This is a genomic window from Limnohabitans sp. MMS-10A-192 (assembly GCF_003063335.1).
In the GTDB taxonomy this organism is placed as follows: Bacteria; Pseudomonadota; Gammaproteobacteria; order Burkholderiales; family Burkholderiaceae_C; genus Limnohabitans_A.
Genome location: NZ_NERX01000007.1, coordinates 79802 through 104091 on the forward strand (window position 1 = coordinate 79802; position 24290 = coordinate 104091).

A 24290-nucleotide genomic window follows, 5' to 3' on the forward strand; every position below is an offset into this window, starting at 1 on the left:
ATGTCAGCCGCGGTTTTCGTACACACCCAGCTTGCGGTGCAGTGGCGATTCGTCGGCGATGAAGATGAAGGCGGGTTGATCGGCTTTCATGTTTTTAAGCGTCACGGCCTCATAGCCGGGCGCGCAGCAGGTGTCGGCTTCGGCCAGCGTGAAGGTGCAGGCCACGATTTGCGCCTGCACCGCGCCTTCGATGACGTGGAAAACCTGCGCAGGCGACCGCGCAGGCAGGCGCAGGCTTTGGCCTGGGCGCAGCATCAGCGCGTAAAAGCCCAGGATGTTTTCAGCGTCACCACCGGTTTCGGGGTTGGTGTAGGTCACTTGCACCTGCTCCAGACCGGTGTTGTCAGCGGCCAGCGCCTCCAAAGCCGCTTTGGCATCTTTCCAGGCGTAGCGCAGCACGGGGTAGGCCTTTTTGCTGCGATCAAACACATGGCTGGGCACGACGCCGCCACGTGCGTACTGCTGGTCGCTGCGGCCAGGCTGCACGGTCTGGCGGTCGCCGTTGATGTGGTAGCTGGCTTCCATGTAATAGACCAAGGGCAAGTCCAACACGTCCAGCCAGATGACCGGGTCGGTGCCGTCATGGCCGTGCTCGTGCCACAGGCCCGTGGGCGTGAGGATCAAATCGCCTCGGCTCATCGGGCATTTTTCGCCGTCCACGGTGGTCCATGCGCCTTCGCCTTCCACCACCATGCGCACCGCGTTGGGGGTGTGGCGGTGGCTGGGCGCCCACTCGCCGGGCATGAGCAATTGCATGCCCAAGTACATGGCGGCGCTGGCCTGCATCCTGTCCAGGCCGTGGCCGGGGTTGGCCAGCACCAGCACGCGGCGCTCGGCTTTTTCGATCGGGGTCAACTCACCCGCTTTGAGCAAGAGCGGCTTGATGTCTTTGTAAGCCCAGCAAGTGGGCTGGGTCTGGCGTGTGGGCACCTTGGGCGGCAGCACGCCGCGCAGGCTGGGCCACAGGGGCACCAGGTTCACATTGCGCAGGTCCTGCACATAGTCTTGGGGCAGGTCTTCGATGCGTCCGAGATCGTTCATCGTCTAACTTTCCAATTTGAGGGTTCTTGTTTCAAGCAAGTGACTGTTTATTGATCAGCAGCGGAAGTGAAGGAGTCCGCGTAGAACTCTTCTTCAGGCAAACCGCCTTGCGCCACATAGTCGCGCTTGGCCGAATCCACCACGATGGGGGCGCCGCAGGCATAGACCTGATGGCCCGACAGATCCGGGAAGTCCTGCAACACGGCCTGGTGCACAAAGCCTGCGCGGCCGGTCCAGTGGTCTTCGGCCTCGGCGTTCGAGATCACGGGCACATATTTCAGATTGGGCATCTCGGCCAGGCGAGCTTCGACCCAATCGGCCATGTACAGATCGGCCGGACGGCGACCGCCCCAGTACAGCGTGGCCGGGCGGGTGATGCCACGGTGCTGCATGTGCTCGATCAGCGCCTTGATGGGCGCAAAGCCCGTGCCCGAGGCCAGCAGCACGATGGGCTTGTCATTGTCTTCACGCAGGTAAAAGCTGCCATACGGGCCTTCGGCACGCAGGATGTCTTTTTCTTTCATGGTGGTGAACACCGGGTCGGTGAACTTGCCGCCGGGCATGTGGCGGATGTGCAGCTCCACCGTGGGCGGTGCCACTTCGAGGGTGTGCGGCGCGTTGGCCATGCTGTAGCTGCGGCGTGAACCATCGCGCAACAAAAATTCGATGTACTGCCCGGCGTGGAACTTCATCACGTCGTTGGCGGGCAGTTGCAGCTTGAGCATGATCACGTCGTGCGATTTCTTCTCCAGGCTGACCACACGCACGGGCATCTTCTTGACGGGCAGGCCGCCTTCGGCGGTCACTTGTTTGGATTCGAGCACCACATCGCTTTGGGCGGTGGCGCAGCAAGTCAGCACCAGGCCTTGGGCTTCTTCTTCGTCGCTCAGGGCTTTGGCCTGGTGGGGGCCGTGCACCACGGTGCCCGAAATCTTTTTGCATTTGCAGGAGCCGCAGGCGCCGTCCTTGCAGCCATAGGGCAGGCCGATGCCTTGGCGGATGGCCGCGCTCAAAAGCGTTTCGTCGGCCCCAGCTAGAAAGCGCAGCCCACTGGGCTCCACCGAGATGTCATGGGTCATGGTGCGGGTCGATCGTTAAACGGCCAAATCCAGATAAACCCGACCATCTTCAATCTTGACGGGCCAGGATTTGGCCGGTTCCGTGGCGGGGCCGCAGCTCACGGAGCCATCACGCACATCAAACATGGCCTGGTGGAAGGGACATTCCACGTTGTGGCCTTCGACAAAGCCATCGCACAGTTTGGCGTTGCCATGGCTGCACAGGTTGTTGATGGCGTAAACACCGTCTTCGAGTTTGAAGACCGCAATGTCCTGGCCTTCGGGGGCCACAGCGATGCCTGCGCCTTCAAACAAATCGGCCTCGGCGGCCACGTCAATCCAGTTGCTCATAGGGGGCTCTTGATCAGATGGGGTAAATGATGGAGTTGGGGATCATTTCGCTGTCGTACACGCAAATGCGCTCAGCGAACTTGAAGCCATCGGGGGTTTGCACAATGGTGTCGATGTAGCGGCCCACGTTGTACACGGTGCTTTCCTTGTCGAGCTTGGTGCGAAACACCGCGTAGTTGGCCTCGCTGTGGATGCGGCCGTCCTCGACCTTGCGCACGATGGGCGCGCCCACCACATGCCGCTGGTAATAGGGGTCGTGGTACAGCGTTTCCTGGATGCCGTACACGCGGTCTTTGAGCATGCCTTTGCTGGTGAAAGAAAGCGTGCACAGCGGGAAGCCGCGCTCAAAGTTTTCACGCGGTTGCAGTTTGTAGACGCATTGCTCGGTGAAGAATTCGGGCCACAGGTCCCAGTTGCCGCTGTCCACGGCGCTGGCGTAATCGGCATAAAGCTGCTGGATACCGAACCAGGTTTGCATATCGACCATGATCAATCCTCCATCACTTTGCGCCAGTATTCGTACATGCCCCGGATGAGCGTTTCGGTCACCATGTGGTCCGTCTCACCCACGTCGCGTCCGCCCAACTCCACCAGCATGCGGTGCTCGGGTTTGGACTCAAACGCTTGCTGTGAGAACTCGATCACCTCGCCGTCGTCTGCCGACACAAAGCCTGCCGGGCCAAACAGGTTGGACTGACGCAAGCGGCGCTCGGTCATCTCGGGGGTGTCGTCTTCAAAGCCAAAGTGCGTCCAGACAAAGTCAAACGCGCCATGGCCATCGGGTTGGATGTGGCGGGTGGACACGCTGTTGACCTGTTGCTGAAAGATCACGCTGGGGAACAGCGTCATCATCACCGCCGTGGGCATTTGTTCGCCCAGTTGCCACCAGGGCTCCGGCACGATGTCCAGAAAGCTCGGGTCGTTGAGCTGCATGCTTTCTTTGAAGCTGCTGACCTGTGTCACTTGGGCTTTGTCGCCCGTGGCCTGGCCGGCTGTGCCGCGTGTGGAGATCATGGCCGCATGGCGGTGGTGCGCGTCCATGCGCAGCTCCGACTTGTTGTCGGCGCGCCAAAGCCCAAAGGTCACAAACCAGGTGTGCAGCAAACCGGGGTGGTAGGGGTCCTTGATGTTTTCCTGCATCAGCTTCCAGTTGCCCGGAATGCGCTGGCGGTTGTAGCCTAGGATCGTCAGCTTTCGGCCATTGAACAGGCGATCGAAGTAGCGCAGGATGGTTGGCCCCATGTAGTCTTCGAGCGACTCCACATCGTGGTCAAATGAGGCGAACACCACGCCGCTGCGGCTGGCCACTTTGAGTGATTTCAGGCCATGGTCTTTGGGGTCAAAATCGGCCGGCATGCCGCCGTTGACTTTGCCGTCCTGGCGCACACCGCGCCTGAAAGGCACGCCTTGCAGCTTGCCGTCCAGCGCGTAGCTCCACTGGTGGTAAGGGCACACGAGTTCTTTTTTGTTGCCATGCCGCTCGCGGCAAAAGGCCATGCCCCGGTGTGCACAGACGTTCTCAACGACGTGGATCTGGCCGTCCTGGCTGCGCGTGAGGATGACTGAACGCTCGCCGATGGCCGTGCGCTTGAAGTCGCCGGGGTTGGGGATCTCAGCCTCCAGGCCCACATAGCTCCAGTGCTTCTTGTAGAAAAAGCGCTCCAGCTCTTTTTTGTGGCTGTCCTGATGGGTGTAGACGGCAAAGGGCACGCGGCTGGTGCCGGGCGTCTCCCAATGGATGGGGTGTTCCTGCATGAGGGCTCCTTGTCAAAACTTGACGTGCATCATGCGCAGAATTGCTTATTAAGTAAATCGGATTTTTAATATAATCAAAATTTGAAAATCAAATAAATTGGGCGTGACATCGCATGGACATCACCAAACTGGATTTGAACTTGTTGGTCGTGTTCCACCACCTCTTGATCCACAAGCGGGTGTCGGTCATTGCCCCGCTCTTGGGCATGAGCCAGCCTGCAGTCAGCAGCGCGCTGGGGCGCTTGCGGGCGCATTTGGGCGACGAGCTTTTTTTGCACACACAGGGCGGCATGACGCCCACGCCTTATGCCTTGCAGCTGGCCGAACCGGTGGCGATGGCTTTGGATGGTTTGCAGCAGGCCCTGAATGTGAGGGCTGCTTTTGATCCCTTGACCAGCACGCGCAGCTTCACCTTGGCGATGACCGATGTGGGGGAAATGTATTTCTTGCCCGTGCTGGTCGATGCCCTGACGCGTGCCGCGCCCGGTGTGACTGTGCAGGTGGTGAGCGTGACGCAGGCTTCACTCAAAGAAGACATGGCCACCGGCCGCATCGATTTGGCCATGGGCTTGTTGCCGCAGTTGCAGGCGGGGTTTTTTCAGCAGGCCTTGTTCCGACAAAAATACATTTGCCTCATGCGCCAGGGTCACCCGCTGGCCGCTGGCAACAAGTTGACCTTGAGCAGCTTCACGCAGGCCGAGCATGTGCGCATCGTGGCCGCCGGAACCGGGCATGGCCGGGTGGATGTGGCTTTGGAAAACCAGAAATTACACCGACAGTTTCGCCTGACGGTGCCCCACTACGTGGCGCTGGGCGATGTGCTCAGCCACTCGGACCTGATGGCCACCGTGCCCGAGCGCTTTGCCGACCGTGCCCTGGTGCCGTTTGGCCTCATCAAGCGGGATTTGCCCATTCCGGTGGCTGAGAGTGCGATCCACCAGTTTTGGCACAGCCGCTTGCACCGCGATCCGGGGCATCAATGGTTGCGTCGTTTTACACGCACTCTTTTTGGCGATATCAAAATTCCCAATGAGGAAATGCCTATTTGAGATCTGGTAAAAATTTAAGAATTTGAAACGCGCTTGTTCGGCGCATGTTGCCGAATCAGATCACTTTTTGTTCGGAAATTTCAAGAGCGTCATCAACTTCGATGCCTAGTTACCTAACGGTTGATTCGCGCTTTGCGTGATGTCACGGACCTTGAGGGAGAGAAGGTCGCAGCCGCGAAGCTTGCTGTCCATACCGAGATTAAACAGTGCTGGCTTCTGGCCACGACCTTCTATTTTCCCGGCACCCAGCTCACCAGCAAGCCCACCCCCGCACACAGCGCCAACACCTGCATCACGCTGCGCTGCTTGCCAATCAACAGCCACGCCGCCACCGCCGTGAGCGCGATGGCACTGTAGTCGGGGCTTTGTGGCCAGCCTTGTGGCCACCAGGTGGCGTAGGCAAACACGCCGGCCAGGTGCAGCACCACGCCGATCACTGCAGCGGTGATGGCTTGCAAGGGCCCGGCCAGGGTGGGCATGTGGCGTGTGGCTTCCACCAGCGGGCCACCGGCCAGGATGAACACGAACGAGGGCAAGAAGGTGAACCAGGTCACCACGCAGGCCGCGGCGATGCCGCCCAGCAAAGGGTGGCCCAAGAGGGCCTGACTGTGCCCGCCAATAAAGCCCACAAAAGCCACCACGATGATGAGCGGCCCCGGTGTGCTTTCGCCCAGGGCCAGGCCGTCCATCATTTGCGTGGCGCTCAGCCAGCCGTATTGCATGACGGCCGCTTGCGTCACAAAGGGCAGCACCGCATAAGCGCCGCCAAAAGTCAGCAAGGCCGCTTGTGTGAAAAAGCCGCCCATCTGCGTGAGCGTGTGGGCCGTGCCCAGCAGCAGCGCGATGCAGCCCAAGCTGAGTGCCCAAAGCCCCACGCCCAGCAGCAGGGCGCGCACCAGGCGGGCATGGCAGTAATGGGTGTGCGCGGGCTGCGGTGTGTCGTCGTTCAGCCAGGCGGGGGCGTCGGGTGCAGGGCTGGCTGCCCCGTGCGATGTGGTGGACACGGGGTAACGACGGGCCATCCCGTAACCACTCAGTGCCGCGCCCACAATGATCCACGGAAAGGACACGCCCCACAGCGTGCCCAAGAGCGATGCAACCGCCAGCGCCCGCAGCCACGGGGCTTTGAGCGTGCGCTTGGCCATGCGGTGCACGGCTTGCAGCACCAGAGCGGTCACGGCGGGCTTGAGGCCCCACAGCAGCGCCTGTCCCCAGGGGTGTTGGCCCCACACGGTGTAGGCCCAGCTCAGGCCAATCAACAGCACCAGACTGGGCAGCACAAAAAGGGCACCGGCTGCGATGCCGCCGCGTGTGCCATGCATCAACCATCCGGTGTAGGTGGCCAGTTGCTGCGCTTCGGGGCCGGGCAGCAGCATGCAGTAGTGCAGCGCGTGCAGGTAGCGCTTTTCTGAAATCCAGCGGCGGCGCACCACCAGCTCTTCATGCATCAGCGCGATCTGGCCCGCCGGGCCGCCAAAACTGACGCAGCCTAGCCAGAACCAGAATTTCAGGGCCTGTGCAAAGCTGACCGGGGCAGGGCGCTTGGCATGGTGGAGGGTGTCGCTCATGGCACGTTCGCGTGTTCTCGCAGCGCTTGGGCAAAGGCCGGTGTGCCGCTCAGGCTCAGGCTCAGTTCCACGCGATCGCCTGGGCCAGGTGCGGGGTGGATGTCCAGCGTTTGTTGCGCGGCGTGCCAGTGTGCTTGGGCGGGGGTGCTGTGCGGGCTGCGGGGCGGGTGCAGTTGTATTTGCAAATCAAAGTCCCAGTCCGCCCCTTCGTCCAGTGGGCCGGCGCCTTGTGGGCTGAAGCGGTTGGCCCAGCTCAACAGCTGGGTCACTTCGCGCAGCAAGGCCGCTGTGTGGCTGGCGGCGGGTTGGGCCAAGGCGTCCCAACAGACCACGCCTTCGGTGTCTTCGCTGCAGTCGAATTCCAGATATTGCAAATCCATCGTGTTCTTTTCTTCCAGTCCGCTGATTGTCGCTGCGTGGTCTGGCTTGTCGCTTTGGATACAGGAAAGGCTCATGCTGCTTAAATCTTGAGCAAAAAACAGGGTTTCAAGGGTTTTCTGTATACAAGGGTGACGGTCTTGGTGGTTTAATCCGTCGAATTCACACCCACCCATTCATGAGCACATCACCCGTTCGCGCAGTGGATTCCGACTTGGCCGAAGAAGGCGGCTCGCAAGCCGTCAAGGCCCAGCAGCGCCTGCGCGAGTGGATTTTGGCGGGCGAATTGCCCTCGGGTGCCCGCATTGCTGAGCTGGCGCTGGTGGAGCGCCTGGGCATGTCGCGCACACCCATCCGCGCCGCGCTGATGCACCTCAAACAAGAAGGTTTGCTCGAGCCCCTGCCCGGTGGCGGCTATGCGGTGCGCACTTTCTCTGAGCGCGAAGTGGCCGACGCGATCGAGCTGCGCGGCACGCTCGAAGGTTTGGCCGCACGCTTGGCGGCCGAGCGCGGTGTGCGCGCTGCTTTGATCAGCCAAGCGCGCGCCTGCCTGGACCAGATCGATGCGGTGCTGCAAGCGTCAGCCCTCAATGACGACACTTTTTCGGCCTATGTGGATTTGAACGGCCAGTTCCACAAGCAGCTGTCCGAGATGGCCGACAGCGCCGTGTTGGCGCGCGAGATCGAACGCGCATCGAGCTTGCCCTTTGCATCGGCCTCGGGCTTTGTGGGCGTGCACGTGAACGACGCCCACGCCCGCGACACCTTGGTGGTGGCGCAGCACCAGCATCGGCAGGTGCTGGACGCCATCGAGCGTCGCGAGGCTGGCCGCGCCGAAGCCCTGATGCGCGAGCACTCGCGCATTGCTCGCCAAAACATGCAGGTCGCTTTGCGCGACCCCGCCGCATCGGGCACGCCCGGTGTGCAACTCATCAGACCTTCCTGATTTCATTTTTTAACGAGGAGACAGAGCATGCAAAAACGTCAATTGTTGAGCGCCATCGCTTGCGCCACCCTGGCTTTGACCGCTTCCACGGCCATGGCCCAAGAGAAATTCAAGATCGGTTTGATCTTGCCCATGACCGGTCCGTTCGCCTCTACCGGCAAACAGATCGAAGCCGCTGCGCGCTTGTACATGGCCCAAAACGGTGACATGGTGGCCGGTAAAAAAGTCGAGCTGATCGTCAAAGACGACACCAGCGCTGCCGATGTGACCAAGCGCTTGGCGCAAGAGATGGTGGTCAATGAAAAAGTCAGCGTGCTCGCGGGCTTTGGTTTGACCCCTTTGGCCTTTGCGACCGCCCCGATTGCCACCCAGTCCAAAACACCCATGGTGGTGATGGCCGCAGCCACCTCCGCCATCACACAAGCCTCGCCCTTCATTGTGCGCACCAGCTTCACGCTGCCCCAGGCAGCGGTGGCCATTGCCGACTGGGCACCCAACAACGGCATCAAGAAAGTCGTGACCCTGGTGGCCGATTACGGCCCGGGCATCGATGCCGAGAAGTTCTTCAAGGACCGGTTGCTGTTCAACGGCGGTCAGGTCTTGGACACCTTGCGTGTGCCCATGCGCAATCCTGACTTTGCGCCGTTTTTGCAAAAAGTGCGTGACCTGAAACCCGACGCTGTTTATGTGTTTGTGCCGTCTGGTGCAGGCGCTGCGCTGATGAAGCAGTTTGCCGAGCGCGGCCTGGACAAGGCCGGCATCAAGCTGATCGGCACCGGTGACATCACCGACGACGACATCTTGAACAGCATGGGCGACGCGGCCAATGGCGTGGTCACTTCGCACCACTATTCGGCCTCGCACAACTCGCCCTTGAACAAGAAGTTTGTGGCCGCCTTTGAAAAAGCCAACAACGGCTTGCGCCCCAACTTCATGGCCGTGGGCGGTTATGACGGCATGCGTGTGATCTATGAAGCGGCCAAAGCCAGCAAAGGTGCAGGCGGCGAAGCTTTGCTGGAAGCGATGAAAGGTCAGGTGTTTGAAAGCCCCCGTGGCCCGATGTTCATCGACGCGCAAACCCGCGACGTGGTGCACAACATCTACATCCGCAAAGTGGAGAAGGTGGGTGGCCAGCTCTACAACCAGGAATTCGCGACCCTCAAGGACGTGAAAGACCCGGGCAAGACCAAGTAAAGCTGGCTTGACCGGGAGGCTGGATTGCCACGCTTCGCTCGCAATGACAAAGAGTTTGTCATTGCGAGGAGCGAAGCGAGGTGGCAATCCAGTGTCCATGCAATTCAGTCAGATTTTTGAAATGACCCTGCGAACCCCTGCCAACGAACCATGTTGACCATCCTCTTCGACGGCATCGCCTACGGCATGCTGCTTTTCATACTGGCTGTGGGCCTGTCTGTGACCATGGGCTTGATGAATTTCATCAACCTCGCGCACGGCGCCTTTGCCATGGCCGGGGGCTATTTGACGGTGGTGCTGATGCAGCGCTTTCAGGTGCCATTTCTCTTGTGCCTGCCTTTGGCCTTTGCCGCCACGGCCTTGCTGGGCGCGGTGATGGAGCGCACGCTGTACCGCCACATGTACAAGAAGCCGCACCTGGACCAGGTGCTGTTTTCGATTGGCCTGGCCTTCATGTCGGTGTCGAGCGTCGATTACTTCATGGGCTCGCAGCAGCAGATCATGCAGTTGCCCGAATGGTTGCGGGGGCGCACCGAATTGTGGGCGGGCGAAGTTTTTGAATTGGGCATGGGCCACTACCGCCTCTTCATCATTGCGGTGTGCGCGGCGCTCACGGTGGGCCTGCAGTTTGTGCTGGCCAAAACCCGCTTTGGCAGCCGCTTGCGCGCCAGCGTGGACGATGCGCGTGTGGCCGCTGGTTTGGGCATTCGCGTGAATTTGATTTTTGCCGCCACCTTTGCCATGGGCTCGGGCCTGGCCGGTTTGGGTGGGGCACTGGGCGCTGAAGTGCTGGGTCTGGACCCAACCTTTCCGCTCAAATTCATGGTGTACTTTTTGATCGTGGTGGCCGTGGGCGGCACCTCGTCGATCACCGGGCCGCTGTGGGCGGCGCTGCTCTTGGGCATCGCCGATGTGGCGGGCAAGTACTACATGCCCAAGCTTGGTTCCTTCATCGTCTATTCACTGATGATCGCGATTTTGATCTGGCGTCCGCAAGGGCTGTTTGTGCGCAAGGGAGGTCGATGATATGAACCATCCTATGGACGCTCGTCAACAACTTTTGTCCTCCGCCCGCCTGCGCGGCTGGGAGCCGCTGGTGTGGTTGCTGGCCTTTGTCATGCCCTTCGCCTTTCCGGGCCATGCGCTGATCGTCAACGAAGTGGCCATCGTCGCCTTGTTCGCGGTGTCGTTGGACTTGGTGCTGGGCTACACCGGCATCGTGTCGCTGGGGCATGCGGCGTTTTTGGGCTTGGGCGCTTACGCTTCGGCCTTGTTTGCCAAGCATGTGATGCCCGACCCGCTGGTGGGTCTGCTGTTTGGCATGGGCTGCGCCACGCTGCTGGGCGCTTTGTGTTCACTCACCATCTTGCGCGGCACGGATTTGACGCGCCTCATGGTCACGCTGGGCATGGCGCTGATTTTGATGGAGCTGGCCAACAAGCTGGACTGGCTCACGGGTGGCTCGGACGGTTTGCAGGGCGTGATGATGGGGCCGGTGCTGGGCCGGTTTGAATTTGATTTGTACGGTCAGACCGCCGCATGGTATTCGCTGACGGTGCTGTTGATTTTGTTTGTGCTGGCGCGCCGTTGGGTGAATTCGCCCTGGGGCGCCACGCTCATGGCGGTGCGCGACAACCCGCTGCGCGCCATGGCCATTGGCATTCCGGTGCACAACCGCCTGGCCGTGGTCTACACCGTGGCCGCGGCTTTGGCGGGTGCGGCAGGCGCTTTGATGGCGCAGACCACAGGCTTTGCATCGCTCGACGTGTTTGCTTTGGAGCGTTCTGCCGACGTGATGCTGATGCTGGTCATCGGCGGTGTGGGCTGGCTCTATGGCGGCGTGGTCGGCGCGGTGGTGTTCAAGCTCATGCATGACGTGATCGCGGGCATCACGCCGCAGTACTGGACGTTTTGGATTGGGTTGTTTTTGGTGGTGCTGGTCATGGTGGGGCGTGAGCGTTTGATTCGGCCTTGGCTGTGGTTTGGCCGTGCGGCGGATCAGAAAGGCGGTGCCCAATGAATCAAGCGGCCATGAATCAGCCCGTTGTGTTGAAGGCCCAGGGCTTGGTCAAACAATTCGGCGGCATCACTGCCACCGACAACGTGAACTTGGAACTGCGCTTGGGCGCACGCCACGCGCTGATCGGCCCCAACGGTGCGGGCAAAACCACGCTCATCAATTTGTTCACCGGGGTGCTGCCGCCCACTTCGGGCCGGATTGAATTACTGGGTGAAGACATCAGCCAGTTGGCCCCGCACCAGCGTGTGCGGCGCGGTTTGGTGCGCACCTTCCAGATCAACCAACTGTTTGCCAGCATGACGCCTTTGCAAACGCTGGCCATGGTGGTTTCGCAGCAGCGCGGCCTGGGTGGGCGCTGGTGGCAAAAGCTGGGGCAAGACGCCGCCGTGGTGGCGCGTTGCGAGCAATTGCTGGAACTGTTTCGCTTGACCGAAGTGATGCACCAGCGCACCGAGCACCTGGCTTACGGCAAGCGCCGTTTGCTGGAGATGGCGATTGCGCTGGCTTGCGAGCCCAAAGTGCTGCTGCTCGACGAACCGGTGGCCGGTGTGCCTGCGGGCGAGCGCGAAGAACTCTTGCAGACCGTGGCGGCGCTGCCCGCCGAAGTGTCTGTGTTGCTGATTGAGCACGACATGGATTTGGTGTTTGAATTTGCCGACCGCATCACCGTGCTGGTCAACGGCGCGGTGCTGACCGAGGGCACGCCCGAAGCGATTGCGGCCGATCCGCAGGTCAAGGCGGTGTATCTGGGGCATGGCGAGGAGGTGGTCCATGGCTGAATTGTTGAAGGTTGAAAACCTGAGCGCCGGTTACGGCGAAGCCGTGGTGCTGAACGACATCAGCTTCTCGCTGGGCGAGGGCGAAACCTTGGCGCTGCTGGGCCGCAACGGCACCGGCAAAACCACGCTGATGGACACGCTGGCCGGGGCCACGCGTCAGCACGGTGGCCAAATCTTTTTGGGTGGCCAGTCGCTGCACACTTTGCCTTCGCACGAGCGGGCCGCTGCGGGCATTGGCTGGGTGCCGCAAGAGCGCAACATTTTCAAATCGCTCACGGTGCACGAAAACCTGACGGCGGTGGAGCGGCCCGGTCGCAACACGCGGGGCAGCCGCGCTTGGTCGCCCGAGCGTGTGTACGAGATGTTTCCGCGTCTGGCCGAGCGCAAGACCAACTTGGGCACACAGCTGTCGGGCGGTGAGCAACAGATGCTGGCCGTGGGCCGGGCGCTGGTGCTCAACCCGCGCTTGCTCTTGCTGGACGAACCACTCGAAGGTCTGGCACCCATCATTGTGGAAGAGCTGCTGCGCGCCATTGCACGCGTCACCCGCGAAGAGGGTCTGTCGGCCATCATCGTGGAGCAGCACCCGCAAGCGATTTTGAAGATCAGCCACCGCGCCGTGGTGCTGGACCACGGCAACGTGGTGCACACCAGTGATGCCGCCACACTGCGCGAGAACCCCGCACTGCTGGACAGCCTGCTGGGCGTGGCCCGCAAGCTTTGAATTGAAGAGGAAGGACAAGATGTTCATCAAAAACACCTGGTATGTGGCCTGCACGCTGGCCGATCTGAACGCCCTGGGCGACAAGCCGCTGGGCCGCACCATTTGCAACGAAAAAATGGCCTTCTTCAAAGGCCCGGACGGCAAGGTCGCGGCGGTTGAAGACTTTTGCCCGCACCGTGGTGCACCCTTGTCGCTGGGCAAGGTCTGCAAAGGCCATTTGCAATGCGGCTACCACGGCCTTGAAATGGGCGTGGATGGCAAAACGGTGCAGATGCCCGGCCAGCGCGTGCGCGGCTTTCCGGCCATCAAAGCGTTTGCCGTGGTCGAGCGTTATGGTTTTGTCTGGGTCTGGCCCGGCGACCAAGCCAAGGCCGACGAATCGCAAATGCCGGTGTTCGAGTTCTTTGACAACCCGGCTTGGGCTTATGGTGGCGGGCTTTACCACGTTAAGGCCGATTACCGCCTGATGATCGACAACCTGATGGACCTGACGCACGAGACCTATGTGCACGCCAACAGCATTGGCCAGCCCGAGATCGACGAGACGCCTTGCGAGACCAAAGTGGAGGGCGATCAGGTTATCTTGCAGCGCCACATGCAAGGCATTCAGGCCCCGCCGTTCTGGCAAATGGCCATGAGCGCCAACGGTCTGGACCCGCAGGCCAAGGTCGATCGCTGGCAGATCTGCCGCTTCACCCCACCCAGCCACGTCATGATCGACGTGGGTGTGGCGCTGGCGGGCAAAGGCGGCTTTGACGCCGCCCACGAGCACAAGGCTTATAGCGTGGTGGTGGACTTCATCACGCCCGAGACCGAGACCTCGCACTGGTACCACTGGGGCATGGCGCGCCAGTTCAAGCCGCATGACAGCGAGCTGACCGACAAAATCCGCGCAGGCCAGGGCGGCATCTTCAATGAAGACATGGAGATGCTGCAGCTGCAACAAGCCAACATCAGCCAATGGCCAGACCGCAAACTTTTGATGCTCAACATCGATTCGGGCGGTGTGCAGTCGCGCCGCATCATCGACCGCCTTTTGGCCGAAGAACAAAACCAGGAAGTGAACGCATGAGCGCGACCGATCTCACCCAAACCCCCATCTCTGCCGACGGCAGCTTTGAAGTGCAGCTGCAAAAAAGCGGCCAGACGCTGAAGGTCAGCAAAGACGAGTCGATCCTCAAAGTCTTGCAGGCCGCTGGGCACGACGTGCCGTTTTCCTGCTCGGAAGGCATTTGCGGCACCTGCCTGACCAAGGTGGTGGCGGGCAAGCCCGATCATTGGGACATGTACCTGACCCCCGACGAGCAGGAAAAAGGCGATTGCATGATGGTCTGCTGCTCCCGCAGCCAGACGGCGCGCTTGGTGCTCGACCTTTGAGCCTGCTTTGCCCCGCAGGCGCTGAACTGCGTTCGGGGATTGCGGGACAATCGTGGGCAACGCCCGCCAGGGGTGAACGCATCCAAGCCCTACGCACATGAATTCCACCCTCCACATCCTGGGCATCACCGGCCCGATTTACCTGGCCATTGCGCTGGGCTATGTGTTCACACGTCAGGGCATGTTTGTCAAAAGCGACATGCAGGTCTTTGGAAAATTCACCCTGAACCTCGCCTTGCCCGCATTGCTGTTCAACGCCTTGTCGCAGCGGCGAATTGGTGAAATCCTCAATGGCCATTACCTGCTGGCCTATGCCTTGGGCTCGTTCGCTGTAGCGCTTCTGGGCCTTTTTTGGGCGCGCAAAGTCAAGGGCCACAGCTTGAGCTACAGCAGCATGATGGCCATGGGCATGTCGTGCCCCAACAGCGGTTTTGTGGGCTACCCCATCATGCTCTTGACGCTGGGCCCGGTGGCCGGTGTGGCGCTGGCGCTGAACATGGTGGTGGAAAACCTGCTGATGATTCCTTTCTTGCTGGCGGTGGCCGATGCGCAAGGCGGCCCGTCTGGCCAATGGAAGCAAGTGATTGTGCAAACCCTCAAGAACCTCGCCAAGAACCCCATGATCTGGGGCATCACGGGGGGATTTGTGTTTTCGTGGTTTGACTTGGCGCTATCGGCACCGCTGGCCCGCACGGTGAATTTGTTCGCCCAAGCCAGCATGGTCTTGTCGCTGTTTGTGATCGGCGGTTCTTTGGTGGGGCTGAAGGCCGAAGGCCTCAAGGGCACGGTCACGCAGATCACCTTGGGCAAGTTGTTCTTGCACCCGCTGGCGATGTTCCTGGTGCTGAGTTGGGTCGTGCCAGTGGCCGATCCGGCTTTGCGCACAGCGGCTTTGCTGTCGGGCGCCTTGCCCATGCTGGGCATCTTCACCATCCTCAACCAGCGTCACGGCCATGGCGCCATCAGCGCGGCGGCATTGCTGCTCACCACCGTGGTGTCCTTCTTCACCCTGAGCGGCGTGCTTTTGGTGTTGCAGCACCACGCGTTTTGATCATTCTGTGAGTCGGAGTTAAAGCGCGGGCCTACTGGGCAAGCCACTGCTCAGCCACTTCGGTGATCAGCGCCAAAGTGGCTTGTTGGGTCAAGGTGGTCGGCCTCAGCGAGCTGACGGCGGTGTTGAGCTGAATGGTCAGCGGTGGATCGCACAGGGGTCGCACCGAAAACGCCGAAGGCCGCACCGAGCGCATGACGGCGTTGCGCGGCAAGATGGCGTAGCCCGCGCCGTCGGCCACCAGGTCCAGGATGGCGCTCACGCCGTCGATCTCCAGCGCAATGAGGGGGCGGCAGCCAATCGCGGCCATTTCGGACTCCACATGCATGCGGATCGCGTTGGGGCGCGTGGGAATCACCAAGGGCAGGGCGGCAACTTCTTGCAAGCTGATGGCGGGCGGGGGAGGGTCTTCTTGCAATCCTGGTGGTCGTGGCTGCACCAGCAGCAGCTCTTCTTGTACCAGCGGGGTGTGCTCGATGCCGGGCATCTGGTTGGGGTTGTATAGCACGGCGATGTCGAGCCGGCCGTTTTGCAGGTTTTCTTGCATGGCGCTTGACAGGCCTTCACTGATGGACAGCTGGGCTTCGGGCATTTTTTGGCGAAAGGCCCGGGTCAAAGGCACCGTCAGCACCCGCGCCACGCTGGGCGGCAGGCCCAGCGCCACGCGCCCGGACAGGCCGCTGCGCACCCGGCCCAGTTCTTCACGCGCCCGCTCGACCTGGTGCAGGATGCCCCGGCCATGCTCCAGCAGCAACTGCCCGGCCTGGGTGGGGGTGGCGCCGCGCCCGTTGCGCACCAGCAGGTTTTGCCGCAGCTCGACTTCGAGCAGGCGCACCTGGCGGCTGAGCGCGGGCTGCGCAATGTTCAGGGCCTGTGCGGCGCGGGTGAAGCTGCCCAGTTCGGCCACGCGCACAAAGTATTCGAGCTGTTTGAGGTCCATACCCATGCTTTCAGTTGAGTTGATTTTGTCATACCCAAGGCTTGGTTATACGAATTTGTTCTAGCTGGTAGATGTGCCGGGGGCTGGGCGATGCAGAGGTGATTGAGCACAATCAGTCGCTTGATCTGTAGGTCGGCGGCTTTATTGATCCGGCCCGATGAAGTTCAAACAGCCATAAAACTTTTGTCATCCCGGGCGAAGACCCGGGATCCGGTTTGCACCACAGCCCTTTGCAAAGAACGGCAGTGCGCAATGGATCCCGGCTCAAGGCCGGGATGACAGAAAAAGAGGCCGGGATGACGCAGCCGACAAAATGCCAGGCTCTGATCTCTTCGTCGGGGCTAAAGCCGCCGACCACGACACCATTAACGCAGGAAACCGACATGAGCCAAACGAAACCCTTGATCATTGACGTACACGGTCACTACACCACCGCCCCCAAGGCGCTGGAAGAGTGGCGCAACCGCCAGATTGCTGGCATCAAGGACCTCGCGTCCATGCCCAAAGTCTCCGATCTCAAAATCAGCGACGACGAGCTGCGCGAAACGATTGAAACCAACCAGCTGGCCAAGATGAAAGAGCGCGGCTCGGACATCACCATCTTCAGCCCGCGCGCCAGCTTCATGGCCCACCACATTGGCGACTTCAATGTCTCGTCCACCTGGGCCGCCATCTGCAACGAGCTGTGCTACCGCGTGGCGCAACTCTTCCCCGACAACTTTGTGCCTGCCGCCATGCTGCCCCAGTCGCCCGGCGTGGACCCTGCGACCTGCATTCCTGAGCTGGTCAAGTGCGTGGAGCAATACGGCAACGTCGGCATCAACCTGAACCCCGATCCATCGGGCGGCCACTGGACTTCGCCACCCTTGAGCGACAAGGCCTGGTACCCCATTTACGAGAAGATGGTGGAGTACGACATCCCCGCGATGATCCACGTCTCGACCAGCTGCAACAGCTGCTTTCACACCACCGGCGCGCACTACCTGAACGCCGACACGACCGCCTTCATGCAGTGCCTGACCAGCGATCTGTTCAAGGACTTTCCGACGCTGAAATTCCTGATCCCGCACGGTGGCGGCGCGGTGCCTTACCACTGGGGCCGCTTCCGTGGCTTGGCGCAGGAGCTGAAGAAGCCTCTGTTGTCAGAGCACCTGCTCAACAACATCTTCTTTGACACCTGCGTGTACCACCAGCCTGGCATCGACCTGCTGACCAAAGTGATCCCGGTCAAGAACATCCTGTTTGCATCCGAGATGATCGGTGCGGTGCGCGGCATCGATCCCGAGACCGGCCACTACTACGACGACACCAAGCGCTACGTGCAAGCCACGGCCAACCTGAACGACGAAGAGCGTTACATGGTCTACGAAGGCAATGCCCGTCGCGTGTTCAAGCGGCTGGACGACCAGTTGACGGCCAAAGGCCAGTGAACCCAAGCGTTGGAGAGGGTTTCTTTTTTGTCATGCCCGACTTGATCGGGCATCCATGGATCTGGATCCCCGATCAAGTCGGGGATGACCGTTGCAAATTGAACCAGGAGAAATGAACATGTACGAACTCGGCGTTGTTTACCGCAACATCACCCGCGCGGACCGCGCAGCCACCGACGACCTGGCCGCTTTGGGTTCGGCCACCGTGCACGAAGCCATGGGCCGCGTCGGCCTCATGAAGCCTTACATGCGCCCCATCTATGCGGGCGCACAGGTGTCTGGCACCGCTGTGACGGTGCTGCTGCACCCCGGTGACAATTGGATGATGCACGTGGCCGCTGAGCAGATTCAGCCCGGCGACATCGTGGTCGCGGCCATCACCGCCGAGTGCACCGACGGCTACTTTGGCGACCTGCTGGCCACGTCTTTCATGGCCCGTGGCGCACGTGCTTTGATCATCGACGCCGGTGTGCGCGATGTGAAAGAGCTGACCAAGATGGGGTTCCCGGTCTGGAGCAAGGCCATCAGCAGCAAGGGCACGATCAAAGCCACGGTCGGCTCGGTCAACATCCCCGTGGTGTGCGCGGGCATGATCGTCCACCCCGGCGACGTGATCGTGGCCGATGACGACGGTGTGGTCTGTGTGCCCCAAGCCATGGCTGCCAAAACCCTGGAAACCGCCTTGGCCCGCGAAGCCAACGAAGGCGAAAAACGCGCCAAGCTCGCCTCGGGCGTGCTGGGCCTGGACATGTACAAGATGCGCGAGCCTTTGGCGGCTGCGGGTCTGAAGTACATCGACTGAACGCCACAGAAAGGGCCACGCAAGTGGCCGTCGCCCTCCCAACAGGAAACAAGACATGACGATTCGCAAACACTTGGCCATCTGGCTTGGCACGCTGGGCTTGTGCGTCTCGGCGCTGGCTCAAAACTACCCCAGCAAGCCCGTCAAGATCGTGGTGGGTTATGCCGCAGGTGGCGCGGTGGACGTGGTCGCGCGGACCATTGGCCAGAGCCTGCAGACCAGCTTGGGTCAGGCCTTTGTGGTCGAGAACAAGCCAGGCGCGGGCACCAACATCGCCGTCAAGACGGTCATCACCGCCGAGCCCGATGGTTACACCCTGATGATGGCGGCCAATGCGCTGGCGGCCAACATGTCGCTGTACCAGCCGCAACCCTTTGACGCCGAGAAAGACCTGGTGGCCGTCTCGCTGATCGGACGCGTGCCGGTGGTGATCGCGGCCAACGCGAATGCGCCGTTTGCCAACGTCAAGCAACTGATCGAAGCCGCCAAGGGCAAGCCCAACAGCATCGCTTACGGCTCACCAGGCAATGGCTCCACGCCGCACATGGCCATCGAGCTTTTGGCGCGGGCCGCGGGCATCGATTTGCAGCACATCCCTTACCGGGGCGGCTCGCCTGCCATCACCGACACCATTGGCGGACAAGTGCCGCAGGTGGCCGTCAATGCGCTGGAGGTCTTGCCCCATGTGAAGAGCGGCAAGCTCAAGGTGCTGGGCGTGCTCAGCACCAACCGCAGCGCCAATTACCCGGATGTGCCCACCATGGCCGAATCGGGCTTTCCCGGCTTTGAAGCTTCGGTCTGGTACGGCCTGGTGGCCCCAGCGGCCACACCCAAGCCCATCGTGGCCAAGCTGCATGCCGAAGTGCAAAAAGCCCTGCAGACCAAGGACGTGCGCGAACGCATGAACGCCGTGGGCGGCGAGGTGGTGTCCGGCAGTGCCGAGATGTTCACCCAGCTGATCCGATCTGAGCGCGTGCGCTACGACAAACTGGTGCGCGAAGCCAACATCAAACCCGATTGATTCCAGAGATTCAAAGAGAGAAACAACCATGCAATTTGAAAAAACCCCTGGCTGGCTGGACTGGTACACCGGCCCGAGCAAGCCGAAGTTTCAGGTGCCCGCTGGCGCGGTGGACGCGCACTGCCACGTGTTTGGCCCCGGTGCCGAGTTTCCTTATGCACCGGAGCGCAAGTACACGCCTTGCGACGCGTCCAAGCACCAGCTGTACGCGCTGCGTGACCACTTGGGCTTTGCGCGCAATGTGGTGGTGCAAGCCACCTGCCACGGCGCCGACAACCGCGCCATGGTCGATGCCTTGCTCAACTCGAACGGCAAGGCCCGTGGCGTGGCCACCGTCAAGCGCAGCGTGACCGACCAGGAGATCCAGGCCATGCACGACGCCGGTGTGCGTGGTGTGCGCTTCAACTTCGTCAAGCGCCTGGTGGACTTCACGCCCAAAGACGAGCTGATGGAAATCGCCAGCCGCATCGCCAAGTGGGGCTGGCATGTCGTGATTTATTTCGAAGCGGTCGATTTGCCCGAGCTGTGGGATTTCTTCACCGCGCTGCCCACCACCGTGGTGGTGGACCACATGGGCCGCCCCGATGTGTCGCTGCCGGTGGACGGTCCGCAGTTTGCGCTGTTCCAGAAATTCATGCGCGAGCACACCAATGTGTGGAGCAAAGTGTCTTGCCCTGAGCGTTTGTCGGTGACTGGCCCCAAGGCCTTGAACGGTGAACAGAACGCGTACCAAGACGTGATCCCGTTTGCCAAACGCATCGTGGAAGAGTTCCCCGACCGCGTGTTGTGGGGCACCGACTGGCCTCACCCCAACCTGAAGGACCACATGCCCGACGACGGCCTGCTGGTGGACTTCATCCCGCACATCGCACCGACCGCCGAGCTGCAAAAGAAGCTGCTGGTGGACAACCCGATGCGCTTGTATTGGCCTGAAGAAGTCAAGTGAAGTCGTTGCTGGATTGCCGCGCTTCGCTCGCAAAGACACAGACACAGACACAGACACAGACACAGACACAGACATTGTCATCGCGAGGAGCGCAGCGACGTGGCGATCCAGTCTTCTTGAACCCGTGAGCTTTTGAGGAAAAATATGGCTTTAGACAAACCCTACACCGACGTACCCGGCACCATCATTTTTGACGCCGAGCAATCGCGCAAAGGCTACTGGATCAACCAGTTTTGCATGTCGCTCATGAAGGCAGAAAACCGCGAGCGCTTCAAAGCCAACGAACGCGCCTATCTGGACGAGTGGGCCATGACCGAAGAACAAAAGCAGGCCGTGATGGCGCGTGACCTGAACTGGTGCATGCGCACCGGCGGCAACATTTACTTCCTCGCCAAAATCGGCGCGACCGATGGCAAGAGCTTCCAGCAAATGGCGGGCTCCATGACCGGCATGACCGAAGAGGAATACCGCAACATGATGATCAAGGGCGGCCGCAGCGTCGAAGGCAACCGCTACATCGGCGAAAACGGCGATGCCCAAGCGCAGAACCAACCGCAAGGCGCAGCCGGCAAGAAACCTTAATGGGGGTCAGATCCCAATTGATTTAAGAGAACAACACATGGCCAAAATCACCGCATCTGTTTTCACCTCGCATGTGCCCGCCATCGGCGCGGCCATGGACTTGGGCAAAACGCAAGAAGACTACTGGAAGCCGCTGTTCGCGGGTTACGACTTCTCCAAGCAATGGATGAAGGACAACAAGCCCGACGTCATCATTTTGGTCTTCAACGACCACGCCACGGCTTTCAGCCTGGACATGATCCCGACCTTTGCCATCGGCACCGCCGCTGAATACAAGCCCGCCGACGAAGGCTGGGGCCCGCGCCCAGTGCCTGTGGTCAAAGGCCACCCCGAGCTGGCCAGCCACATCGCGCAGTCGGTCATCCAGCAAGACTTTGACCTGACCATCGTCAACAAGATGGACGTGGACCATGGCCTGACGGTGCCCTTGTCGCTGATGTGCGGCGAAAAAGACCCGGTCAAAGACGCCTGGCCTTGCCCGGTGATCCCCTTCGCCGTGAACGTGGTGCAGTACCCCGTGCCCAGCGGCCAGCGCTGCTTCAACCTGGGCCAAGCCATCCGCAAGGCGGTCGAGAGTTTCGACGGAGACCTCAATGTGCACATCTGGGGCACAGGCGGCATGAGCCACCAGCTGCAGGGCGCGCGTGCTGGCCTGATCAACCGCGAGTGGGACAACGCGTGGTTGGATAAGCTGATCGATGACCCGTTGGCCTGTGCCGCCACACCGCACATCAACTACGTGCGCGAAGCGGGCAGCGAAGGCATTGAGCTGGTCATGTGGCTGATCGCCCGTGGCGCGATGAGCGACATCGAGGGCGGCAAAGCAAGTGGCCCCGCGCCCAAGCTGCGTCACCGCTTCTACCATGTGCCTGCATCCAATACCGCGGTAGGCCACGTGATTCTTGAGAACACCTGAAGCCCTGTGCTGTCATTCTCGCGAACGCGGGAATCCATGGATCCCGGGTCAAGCCCGGGATGACACTTTGCGGCAGGGCTGGCGCCAAATGGCAAGAATGACAACTGAACAACTGAACAACTGAACAACTGAACAACTGAAAAGACAAGAGGACAAAACATGAGCAAAACCATCAAAGTCGCCCTGGCGGGCGCAGGTGCCTTCGGCATCAAACACCTGGACGGCATTAAAAACATCGACGGTGTGGAAGTCGTGTCCTTGATCGGCCGCGAGTTTGCCAAAACCAAAGAGGTGGCGGACAAATACGGCATTGGCCATGTGACCACCGACCTGAATGAATCGCTGGCTTTGAAAGAAGTCGATGCCGTCATCCTGTGCACCCCCACCCAGATGCACGCCAGCCAAACCTTGGCTTGCCTGAAGGCGGGCAAGCACGTGCAGGTCGAGATCCCGCTGTGCGATGTGTACAAAGAAGGCCAAGAAGTCCTGCGCGTCCAAAAGGAAACGGGCTTGGTGGCTATGGTGGGCCACACCCGCCGCTTCAACCCGAGCCACCAGTGGGTCAACCACAAGATCAAGGCCGGTGAGTTCAACATCCAGCAGATGGATGTGCAGACCTACTTTTTCCGCCGCACCAACATGAACGCGCTGGGCCAAGCCCGCAGTTGGACCGACCACCTGCTGTGGCACCACGCGGCCCACACGGTGGACCTGTTCGCTTACCAATGCGGCAGCCCCATCGTCAAAGCCAACGCGGTGCAAGGCCCGATCCACCCCGCCTTGGGCATTGCCATGGACATGAGCATCCAGTTGCAAGCGGCCAACGGCGCGATCTGCACGCTGAGCTTGTCGTTCAACAACGATGGCCCACTGGGCACGTACTTCCGCTACATCGGCGACACCGGCACTTACCTGGCCCGCTACGACGACTTGTTCACCGGCAAGGAAGAGCAGATTGACGTGTCCAAAGTGGCCGTGTCGATGAACGGCATCGAACTGCAAGACCGCGAATTCTTTGCCGCCATCCAAGAAGGCCGCGAGCCCAACAGCTCGATCGCCCAGGTTCTGCCTTGCTACCAGGTCTTGCACGATCTGGAACAGCAGCTGAACGGCTGATATGAGCATCGCGACCATGGCTGAGCGCAACAGCTTGTTGGTCATGGCGCTGGCGGGCTTTGCCAGCATGGTGTCCATGCGCATGTGCGACCCGATGCTGGTGGTGCTGGGGCAGGATTTTCAGGTCACCACCGGCGAGGCTTCAAGTGTGGTTTCGGCCTTTGCCGTGGCCTACGGCGTGATGCAGTTGTTTTACGGCCCTTTGGGTGACCGGTTCGGCAAGCTGCGTGTCATTTCATTGGCGGCATTGGCGTGCGCCATCTTCAGCGTCATCACCAGCATGGCGCCAAGTCTGACGTCCTTGGTGGTCATGCGTGCCTTCATGGGGGCCGCGGCTGCAGGCATCATTCCGCTCACCTTGGCCTGGATCGGTGACCAGGTGGCTTACGAGCGTCGCCAGGAAACCTTGGCCAGGCTGATGGGGGCCACCGTCAGCGGCATGATGGTGGGCTTGTGGTTCGGTGGTTTTGCCGCCGAGAACCTGGGCTGGCGCACCGCTTTTGTGGTGGTGTCTGCGTGCTTTGCCACCGCGTCTGTTTTTTTATGGCGCGAAGTTCGCAACATGCCTGCCCCCGCACCCAGCACAACGGGCTTCATGGGGGCATTTGCCAACACGTTCGAGTTGCTTCGCAACCGCCGGGTGCTGCAAGTCCTGAGCGCCACGATCGTGGAAGGTGCTTTGATTTTTGGCGCGATGGCGTTCATCCCCACACATTTGCACCAACAGTTCGACATGAGCGTGGTGTTTGCCGGCACCGTGATGATGCTATACGGTGTGGGCGGTTTGATCTACAGCCAACTGGCCCGCCGTTGGCTGGGTTGGCTGGGCGGTGAGCGCGGCTTGGTGCGCACCGGCGCCAGTTTGATCGTCTTGGGCTTGATGACCTTGGCCTGGTCGCACCAGCAGGCTCTGGGCATGCTGGGTTGTTTCATGACCGGCTTCGGTTTTTACATGATGCACAACACCTTGCAGACGCAAGCCACCCAAATGGCGCCACATGCGCGCGGCACGGCGGTCACGCTGTTTGCTTGTGTGCTGTTCTTTGGCCAGTCTGCGGGCGTGCTGGCCATGTCTTTTGGCGTGGACAGAGGTTGGCTGCCTTATGCCTTCAGCCTGTGTGCTGTGGGCGTGGCGTTTTTGGGGGCCTTTGTGTACCGCTTGGTGGGTAAGCACTGAGGTGAGGGCGGTGGTGGCTCGAATGCCCCTATAACCCGAGCGATTTAATCGGGATTGCGGTATACTTGA

Annotated in this window: 26 protein-coding genes and 1 pseudogene; 18 read left to right on the forward strand and 9 right to left on the reverse strand. The window is 60.8% G+C overall.

Features of this window, described 5'->3' with window-relative positions:
• Nucleotides 1–3: 3 nt before the first annotated feature.
• The 5 genes from B9Z43_RS14020 to B9Z43_RS14040 are packed head-to-tail and all read right to left on the reverse strand — an operon-like array spanning nucleotide 4 to nucleotide 4205.
• A complete protein-coding gene (locus B9Z43_RS14020; protein WP_108326572.1) occupies nucleotides 4–1041 on the reverse strand; it encodes a cupin domain-containing protein in 1038 nt (345 codons plus the stop codon).
• 47 nt (nucleotides 1042–1088) lie between these two features.
• Nucleotides 1089–2120, reverse strand: coding sequence for a CDP-6-deoxy-delta-3,4-glucoseen reductase (locus B9Z43_RS14025; RefSeq protein WP_108326573.1), 1032 nt, complete (start codon nucleotides 2118–2120; stop codon nucleotides 1089–1091).
• Nucleotides 2121–2135: 15 nt separating this feature from the next.
• Entirely contained in the window at nucleotides 2136–2450 is a 315-nt protein-coding gene (locus tag B9Z43_RS14030; protein ID WP_108326574.1) for a non-heme iron oxygenase ferredoxin subunit, read from the reverse strand.
• 13 nt (nucleotides 2451–2463) lie between these two features.
• Nucleotides 2464–2937 (reverse strand): aromatic-ring-hydroxylating dioxygenase subunit beta, encoded by a 474-nt coding sequence (locus B9Z43_RS14035; RefSeq protein WP_108326575.1) that lies wholly within the window; start codon nucleotides 2935–2937, stop codon nucleotides 2464–2466.
• A 2-nt stretch (nucleotides 2938–2939) separates the two neighbouring features.
• A complete protein-coding gene (locus tag B9Z43_RS14040; protein ID WP_108326576.1) occupies nucleotides 2940–4205 on the reverse strand; it encodes an aromatic ring-hydroxylating dioxygenase subunit alpha in 1266 nt (421 codons plus the stop codon).
• Nucleotides 4206–4318: 113 nt separating this feature from the next.
• Here B9Z43_RS14040 and B9Z43_RS14045 point away from each other — a divergent pair, with 113 nt between their 5' ends.
• Entirely contained in the window at nucleotides 4319–5254 is a 936-nt protein-coding gene (locus B9Z43_RS14045; RefSeq protein ID WP_108326577.1) for a LysR family transcriptional regulator, read from the forward strand.
• Between the two features lie 138 nt (nucleotides 5255–5392).
• Here B9Z43_RS14045 and B9Z43_RS17425 read toward each other — a convergent pair.
• From B9Z43_RS17425 to B9Z43_RS14060, 3 genes and pseudogenes are all read right to left on the reverse strand, one after another.
• A pseudogene (locus tag B9Z43_RS17425) lies at nucleotides 5393–5470 on the reverse strand (integrase); the annotation flags it as partial.
• A gap of 14 nt (nucleotides 5471–5484) precedes the next feature.
• Nucleotides 5485–6822, reverse strand: coding sequence for a chromate efflux transporter (chrA, locus tag B9Z43_RS14055; protein WP_108326578.1), 1338 nt, complete (start codon nucleotides 6820–6822; stop codon nucleotides 5485–5487).
• Nucleotides 6819–7277: a hypothetical protein gene (locus tag B9Z43_RS14060; RefSeq protein ID WP_233253970.1), complete on the reverse strand. Its 459-nt coding sequence runs from the start codon at nucleotides 7275–7277 to the stop codon at nucleotides 6819–6821. The genes chrA and B9Z43_RS14060 overlap by 4 nt, the downstream gene beginning before the upstream one ends.
• A gap of 101 nt (nucleotides 7278–7378) precedes the next feature.
• Here B9Z43_RS14060 and B9Z43_RS14065 point away from each other — a divergent pair, with 101 nt between their 5' ends.
• From B9Z43_RS14065 to B9Z43_RS14105, 9 genes are all read left to right on the forward strand, one after another.
• Nucleotides 7379–8146, forward strand: coding sequence for a GntR family transcriptional regulator (locus B9Z43_RS14065; protein ID WP_108326579.1), 768 nt, complete (start codon nucleotides 7379–7381; stop codon nucleotides 8144–8146).
• 27 nt (nucleotides 8147–8173) lie between these two features.
• Complete coding sequence (locus B9Z43_RS14070) at nucleotides 8174–9340, forward strand: ABC transporter substrate-binding protein (protein WP_108326580.1); 1167 nt, start codon at nucleotides 8174–8176, stop codon at nucleotides 9338–9340.
• A 150-nt stretch (nucleotides 9341–9490) separates the two neighbouring features.
• Entirely contained in the window at nucleotides 9491–10366 is an 876-nt protein-coding gene (locus B9Z43_RS14075) for a branched-chain amino acid ABC transporter permease (RefSeq protein WP_108326581.1), read from the forward strand.
• 13 nt (nucleotides 10367–10379) lie between these two features.
• Nucleotides 10380–11360 (forward strand): branched-chain amino acid ABC transporter permease, encoded by a 981-nt coding sequence (locus tag B9Z43_RS14080; RefSeq protein ID WP_108326582.1) that lies wholly within the window; start codon nucleotides 10380–10382, stop codon nucleotides 11358–11360.
• Between the two features lie 11 nt (nucleotides 11361–11371).
• On the forward strand, nucleotides 11372–12139 hold the full coding sequence (locus tag B9Z43_RS14085) for an ABC transporter ATP-binding protein (protein WP_233250095.1): 768 nt from the start codon (nucleotides 11372–11374) through the stop codon (nucleotides 12137–12139).
• On the forward strand, nucleotides 12132–12863 hold the full coding sequence (locus B9Z43_RS14090; RefSeq protein ID WP_108326584.1) for an ABC transporter ATP-binding protein: 732 nt from the start codon (nucleotides 12132–12134) through the stop codon (nucleotides 12861–12863). Before B9Z43_RS14085 ends, B9Z43_RS14090 begins: the two co-directional genes overlap by 8 nt.
• A gap of 19 nt (nucleotides 12864–12882) precedes the next feature.
• Nucleotides 12883–13935, forward strand: a complete 1053-nt coding sequence (locus B9Z43_RS14095; RefSeq protein WP_108326585.1) for an aromatic ring-hydroxylating dioxygenase subunit alpha — start codon at nucleotides 12883–12885, stop codon at nucleotides 13933–13935.
• Nucleotides 13932–14240: a 2Fe-2S iron-sulfur cluster binding domain-containing protein gene (locus tag B9Z43_RS14100; protein ID WP_108326586.1), complete on the forward strand. Its 309-nt coding sequence runs from the start codon at nucleotides 13932–13934 to the stop codon at nucleotides 14238–14240. The genes B9Z43_RS14095 and B9Z43_RS14100 overlap by 4 nt, the downstream gene beginning before the upstream one ends.
• Before the next feature lie 97 nt (nucleotides 14241–14337).
• Nucleotides 14338–15291 carry an AEC family transporter gene (locus B9Z43_RS14105; RefSeq protein WP_108326587.1) on the forward strand — a complete coding sequence of 318 codons (954 nt, stop codon included), beginning with the start codon at nucleotides 14338–14340 and terminating at the stop codon, nucleotides 15289–15291.
• A gap of 31 nt (nucleotides 15292–15322) precedes the next feature.
• On the opposite strand, the gene B9Z43_RS14110 is transcribed toward B9Z43_RS14105, so the two are convergent.
• Nucleotides 15323–16231, reverse strand: a complete 909-nt coding sequence (locus tag B9Z43_RS14110) for a LysR substrate-binding domain-containing protein (protein ID WP_108326588.1) — start codon at nucleotides 16229–16231, stop codon at nucleotides 15323–15325.
• A gap of 401 nt (nucleotides 16232–16632) precedes the next feature.
• Here B9Z43_RS14110 and B9Z43_RS14115 point away from each other — a divergent pair, with 401 nt between their 5' ends.
• From B9Z43_RS14115 to B9Z43_RS14150, 8 genes are all read left to right on the forward strand, one after another.
• Nucleotides 16633–17661 (forward strand): amidohydrolase family protein, encoded by a 1029-nt coding sequence (locus B9Z43_RS14115; RefSeq protein WP_108326698.1) that lies wholly within the window; start codon nucleotides 16633–16635, stop codon nucleotides 17659–17661.
• Nucleotides 17662–17779: 118 nt separating this feature from the next.
• Nucleotides 17780–18463: a 4-carboxy-4-hydroxy-2-oxoadipate aldolase/oxaloacetate decarboxylase gene (gene ligK, locus B9Z43_RS14120; RefSeq protein ID WP_108326699.1), complete on the forward strand. Its 684-nt coding sequence runs from the start codon at nucleotides 17780–17782 to the stop codon at nucleotides 18461–18463.
• 55 nt (nucleotides 18464–18518) lie between these two features.
• The gene (locus tag B9Z43_RS14125; RefSeq protein WP_108326589.1) at nucleotides 18519–19484 is read left to right on the forward strand and encodes a tripartite tricarboxylate transporter substrate binding protein; all 966 of its coding nucleotides are present in this window, start codon (nucleotides 18519–18521) and stop codon (nucleotides 19482–19484) included.
• A 28-nt stretch (nucleotides 19485–19512) separates the two neighbouring features.
• Nucleotides 19513–20430, forward strand: a complete 918-nt coding sequence (locus B9Z43_RS14130; protein ID WP_108326590.1) for an amidohydrolase family protein — start codon at nucleotides 19513–19515, stop codon at nucleotides 20428–20430.
• Nucleotides 20431–20574: 144 nt separating this feature from the next.
• Complete coding sequence (gene ligA, locus B9Z43_RS14135; RefSeq protein ID WP_108326591.1) at nucleotides 20575–21012, forward strand: protocatechuate 4,5-dioxygenase subunit alpha; 438 nt, start codon at nucleotides 20575–20577, stop codon at nucleotides 21010–21012.
• Between the two features lie 37 nt (nucleotides 21013–21049).
• Nucleotides 21050–21928, forward strand: a complete 879-nt coding sequence (locus B9Z43_RS14140) for a class III extradiol dioxygenase subunit beta (protein ID WP_108326592.1) — start codon at nucleotides 21050–21052, stop codon at nucleotides 21926–21928.
• Between the two features lie 159 nt (nucleotides 21929–22087).
• The gene (locus B9Z43_RS14145) at nucleotides 22088–23044 is read left to right on the forward strand and encodes a Gfo/Idh/MocA family oxidoreductase (protein ID WP_108326593.1); all 957 of its coding nucleotides are present in this window, start codon (nucleotides 22088–22090) and stop codon (nucleotides 23042–23044) included.
• 1 nt (nucleotide 23045) lies between these two features.
• On the forward strand, nucleotides 23046–24221 hold the full coding sequence (locus B9Z43_RS14150; RefSeq protein ID WP_108326594.1) for an MFS transporter: 1176 nt from the start codon (nucleotides 23046–23048) through the stop codon (nucleotides 24219–24221).
• The last annotated feature ends 69 nt before the right edge of the window (nucleotides 24222–24290 follow it).

Excerpts from the sequence above, each read along its gene's own strand:
- B9Z43_RS14130 (WP_108326590.1), top strand. The coding sequence starts at position 19,513 with ATGCAATTTGAAAAAACCCCTGGCTGGCTGGACTGGTACACCGGCCCG.
- B9Z43_RS14045 (WP_108326577.1), top strand. The coding sequence starts at position 4,319 with ATGGACATCACCAAACTGGATTTGAACTTGTTGGTCGTGTTCCACCAC.
- ligA (WP_108326591.1), top strand. The coding sequence starts at position 20,575 with ATGGCTTTAGACAAACCCTACACCGACGTACCCGGCACCATCATTTTT.
- B9Z43_RS14100 (WP_108326586.1), top strand. The coding sequence starts at position 13,932 with ATGAGCGCGACCGATCTCACCCAAACCCCCATCTCTGCCGACGGCAGC.
- ligK (WP_108326699.1), top strand. The coding sequence starts at position 17,780 with ATGTACGAACTCGGCGTTGTTTACCGCAACATCACCCGCGCGGACCGC.
- B9Z43_RS14095 (WP_108326585.1), top strand. The coding sequence starts at position 12,883 with ATGTTCATCAAAAACACCTGGTATGTGGCCTGCACGCTGGCCGATCTG.
- B9Z43_RS14075 (WP_108326581.1), top strand. The coding sequence starts at position 9,491 with ATGTTGACCATCCTCTTCGACGGCATCGCCTACGGCATGCTGCTTTTC.
- B9Z43_RS14040 (WP_108326576.1), bottom strand. The coding sequence starts at position 4,205 with ATGCAGGAACACCCCATCCATTGGGAGACGCCCGGCACCAGCCGCGTG.
- B9Z43_RS14140 (WP_108326592.1), top strand. The coding sequence starts at position 21,050 with ATGGCCAAAATCACCGCATCTGTTTTCACCTCGCATGTGCCCGCCATC.
- B9Z43_RS14125 (WP_108326589.1), top strand. The coding sequence starts at position 18,519 with ATGACGATTCGCAAACACTTGGCCATCTGGCTTGGCACGCTGGGCTTG.
- B9Z43_RS14025 (WP_108326573.1), bottom strand. The coding sequence starts at position 2,120 with ATGACCCATGACATCTCGGTGGAGCCCAGTGGGCTGCGCTTTCTAGCT.
- B9Z43_RS14080 (WP_108326582.1), top strand. The coding sequence starts at position 10,380 with ATGGACGCTCGTCAACAACTTTTGTCCTCCGCCCGCCTGCGCGGCTGG.
- B9Z43_RS14085 (WP_233250095.1), top strand. The coding sequence starts at position 11,372 with ATGAATCAGCCCGTTGTGTTGAAGGCCCAGGGCTTGGTCAAACAATTC.
- B9Z43_RS14150 (WP_108326594.1), top strand. The coding sequence starts at position 23,046 with ATGAGCATCGCGACCATGGCTGAGCGCAACAGCTTGTTGGTCATGGCG.
- B9Z43_RS14065 (WP_108326579.1), top strand. The coding sequence starts at position 7,379 with ATGAGCACATCACCCGTTCGCGCAGTGGATTCCGACTTGGCCGAAGAA.
- B9Z43_RS14060 (WP_233253970.1), bottom strand. The coding sequence starts at position 7,277 with ATGAGCCTTTCCTGTATCCAAAGCGACAAGCCAGACCACGCAGCGACA.
- B9Z43_RS14070 (WP_108326580.1), top strand. The coding sequence starts at position 8,174 with ATGCAAAAACGTCAATTGTTGAGCGCCATCGCTTGCGCCACCCTGGCT.
- chrA (WP_108326578.1), bottom strand. The coding sequence starts at position 6,822 with ATGAGCGACACCCTCCACCATGCCAAGCGCCCTGCCCCGGTCAGCTTT.
- B9Z43_RS14145 (WP_108326593.1), top strand. The coding sequence starts at position 22,088 with ATGAGCAAAACCATCAAAGTCGCCCTGGCGGGCGCAGGTGCCTTCGGC.
- B9Z43_RS14020 (WP_108326572.1), bottom strand. The coding sequence starts at position 1,041 with ATGAACGATCTCGGACGCATCGAAGACCTGCCCCAAGACTATGTGCAG.
- B9Z43_RS14090 (WP_108326584.1), top strand. The coding sequence starts at position 12,132 with ATGGCTGAATTGTTGAAGGTTGAAAACCTGAGCGCCGGTTACGGCGAA.
- B9Z43_RS14030 (WP_108326574.1), bottom strand. The coding sequence starts at position 2,450 with ATGAGCAACTGGATTGACGTGGCCGCCGAGGCCGATTTGTTTGAAGGC.
- B9Z43_RS14035 (WP_108326575.1), bottom strand. The coding sequence starts at position 2,937 with ATGGTCGATATGCAAACCTGGTTCGGTATCCAGCAGCTTTATGCCGAT.
- B9Z43_RS14110 (WP_108326588.1), bottom strand. The coding sequence starts at position 16,231 with ATGGACCTCAAACAGCTCGAATACTTTGTGCGCGTGGCCGAACTGGGC.
- B9Z43_RS14105 (WP_108326587.1), top strand. The coding sequence starts at position 14,338 with ATGAATTCCACCCTCCACATCCTGGGCATCACCGGCCCGATTTACCTG.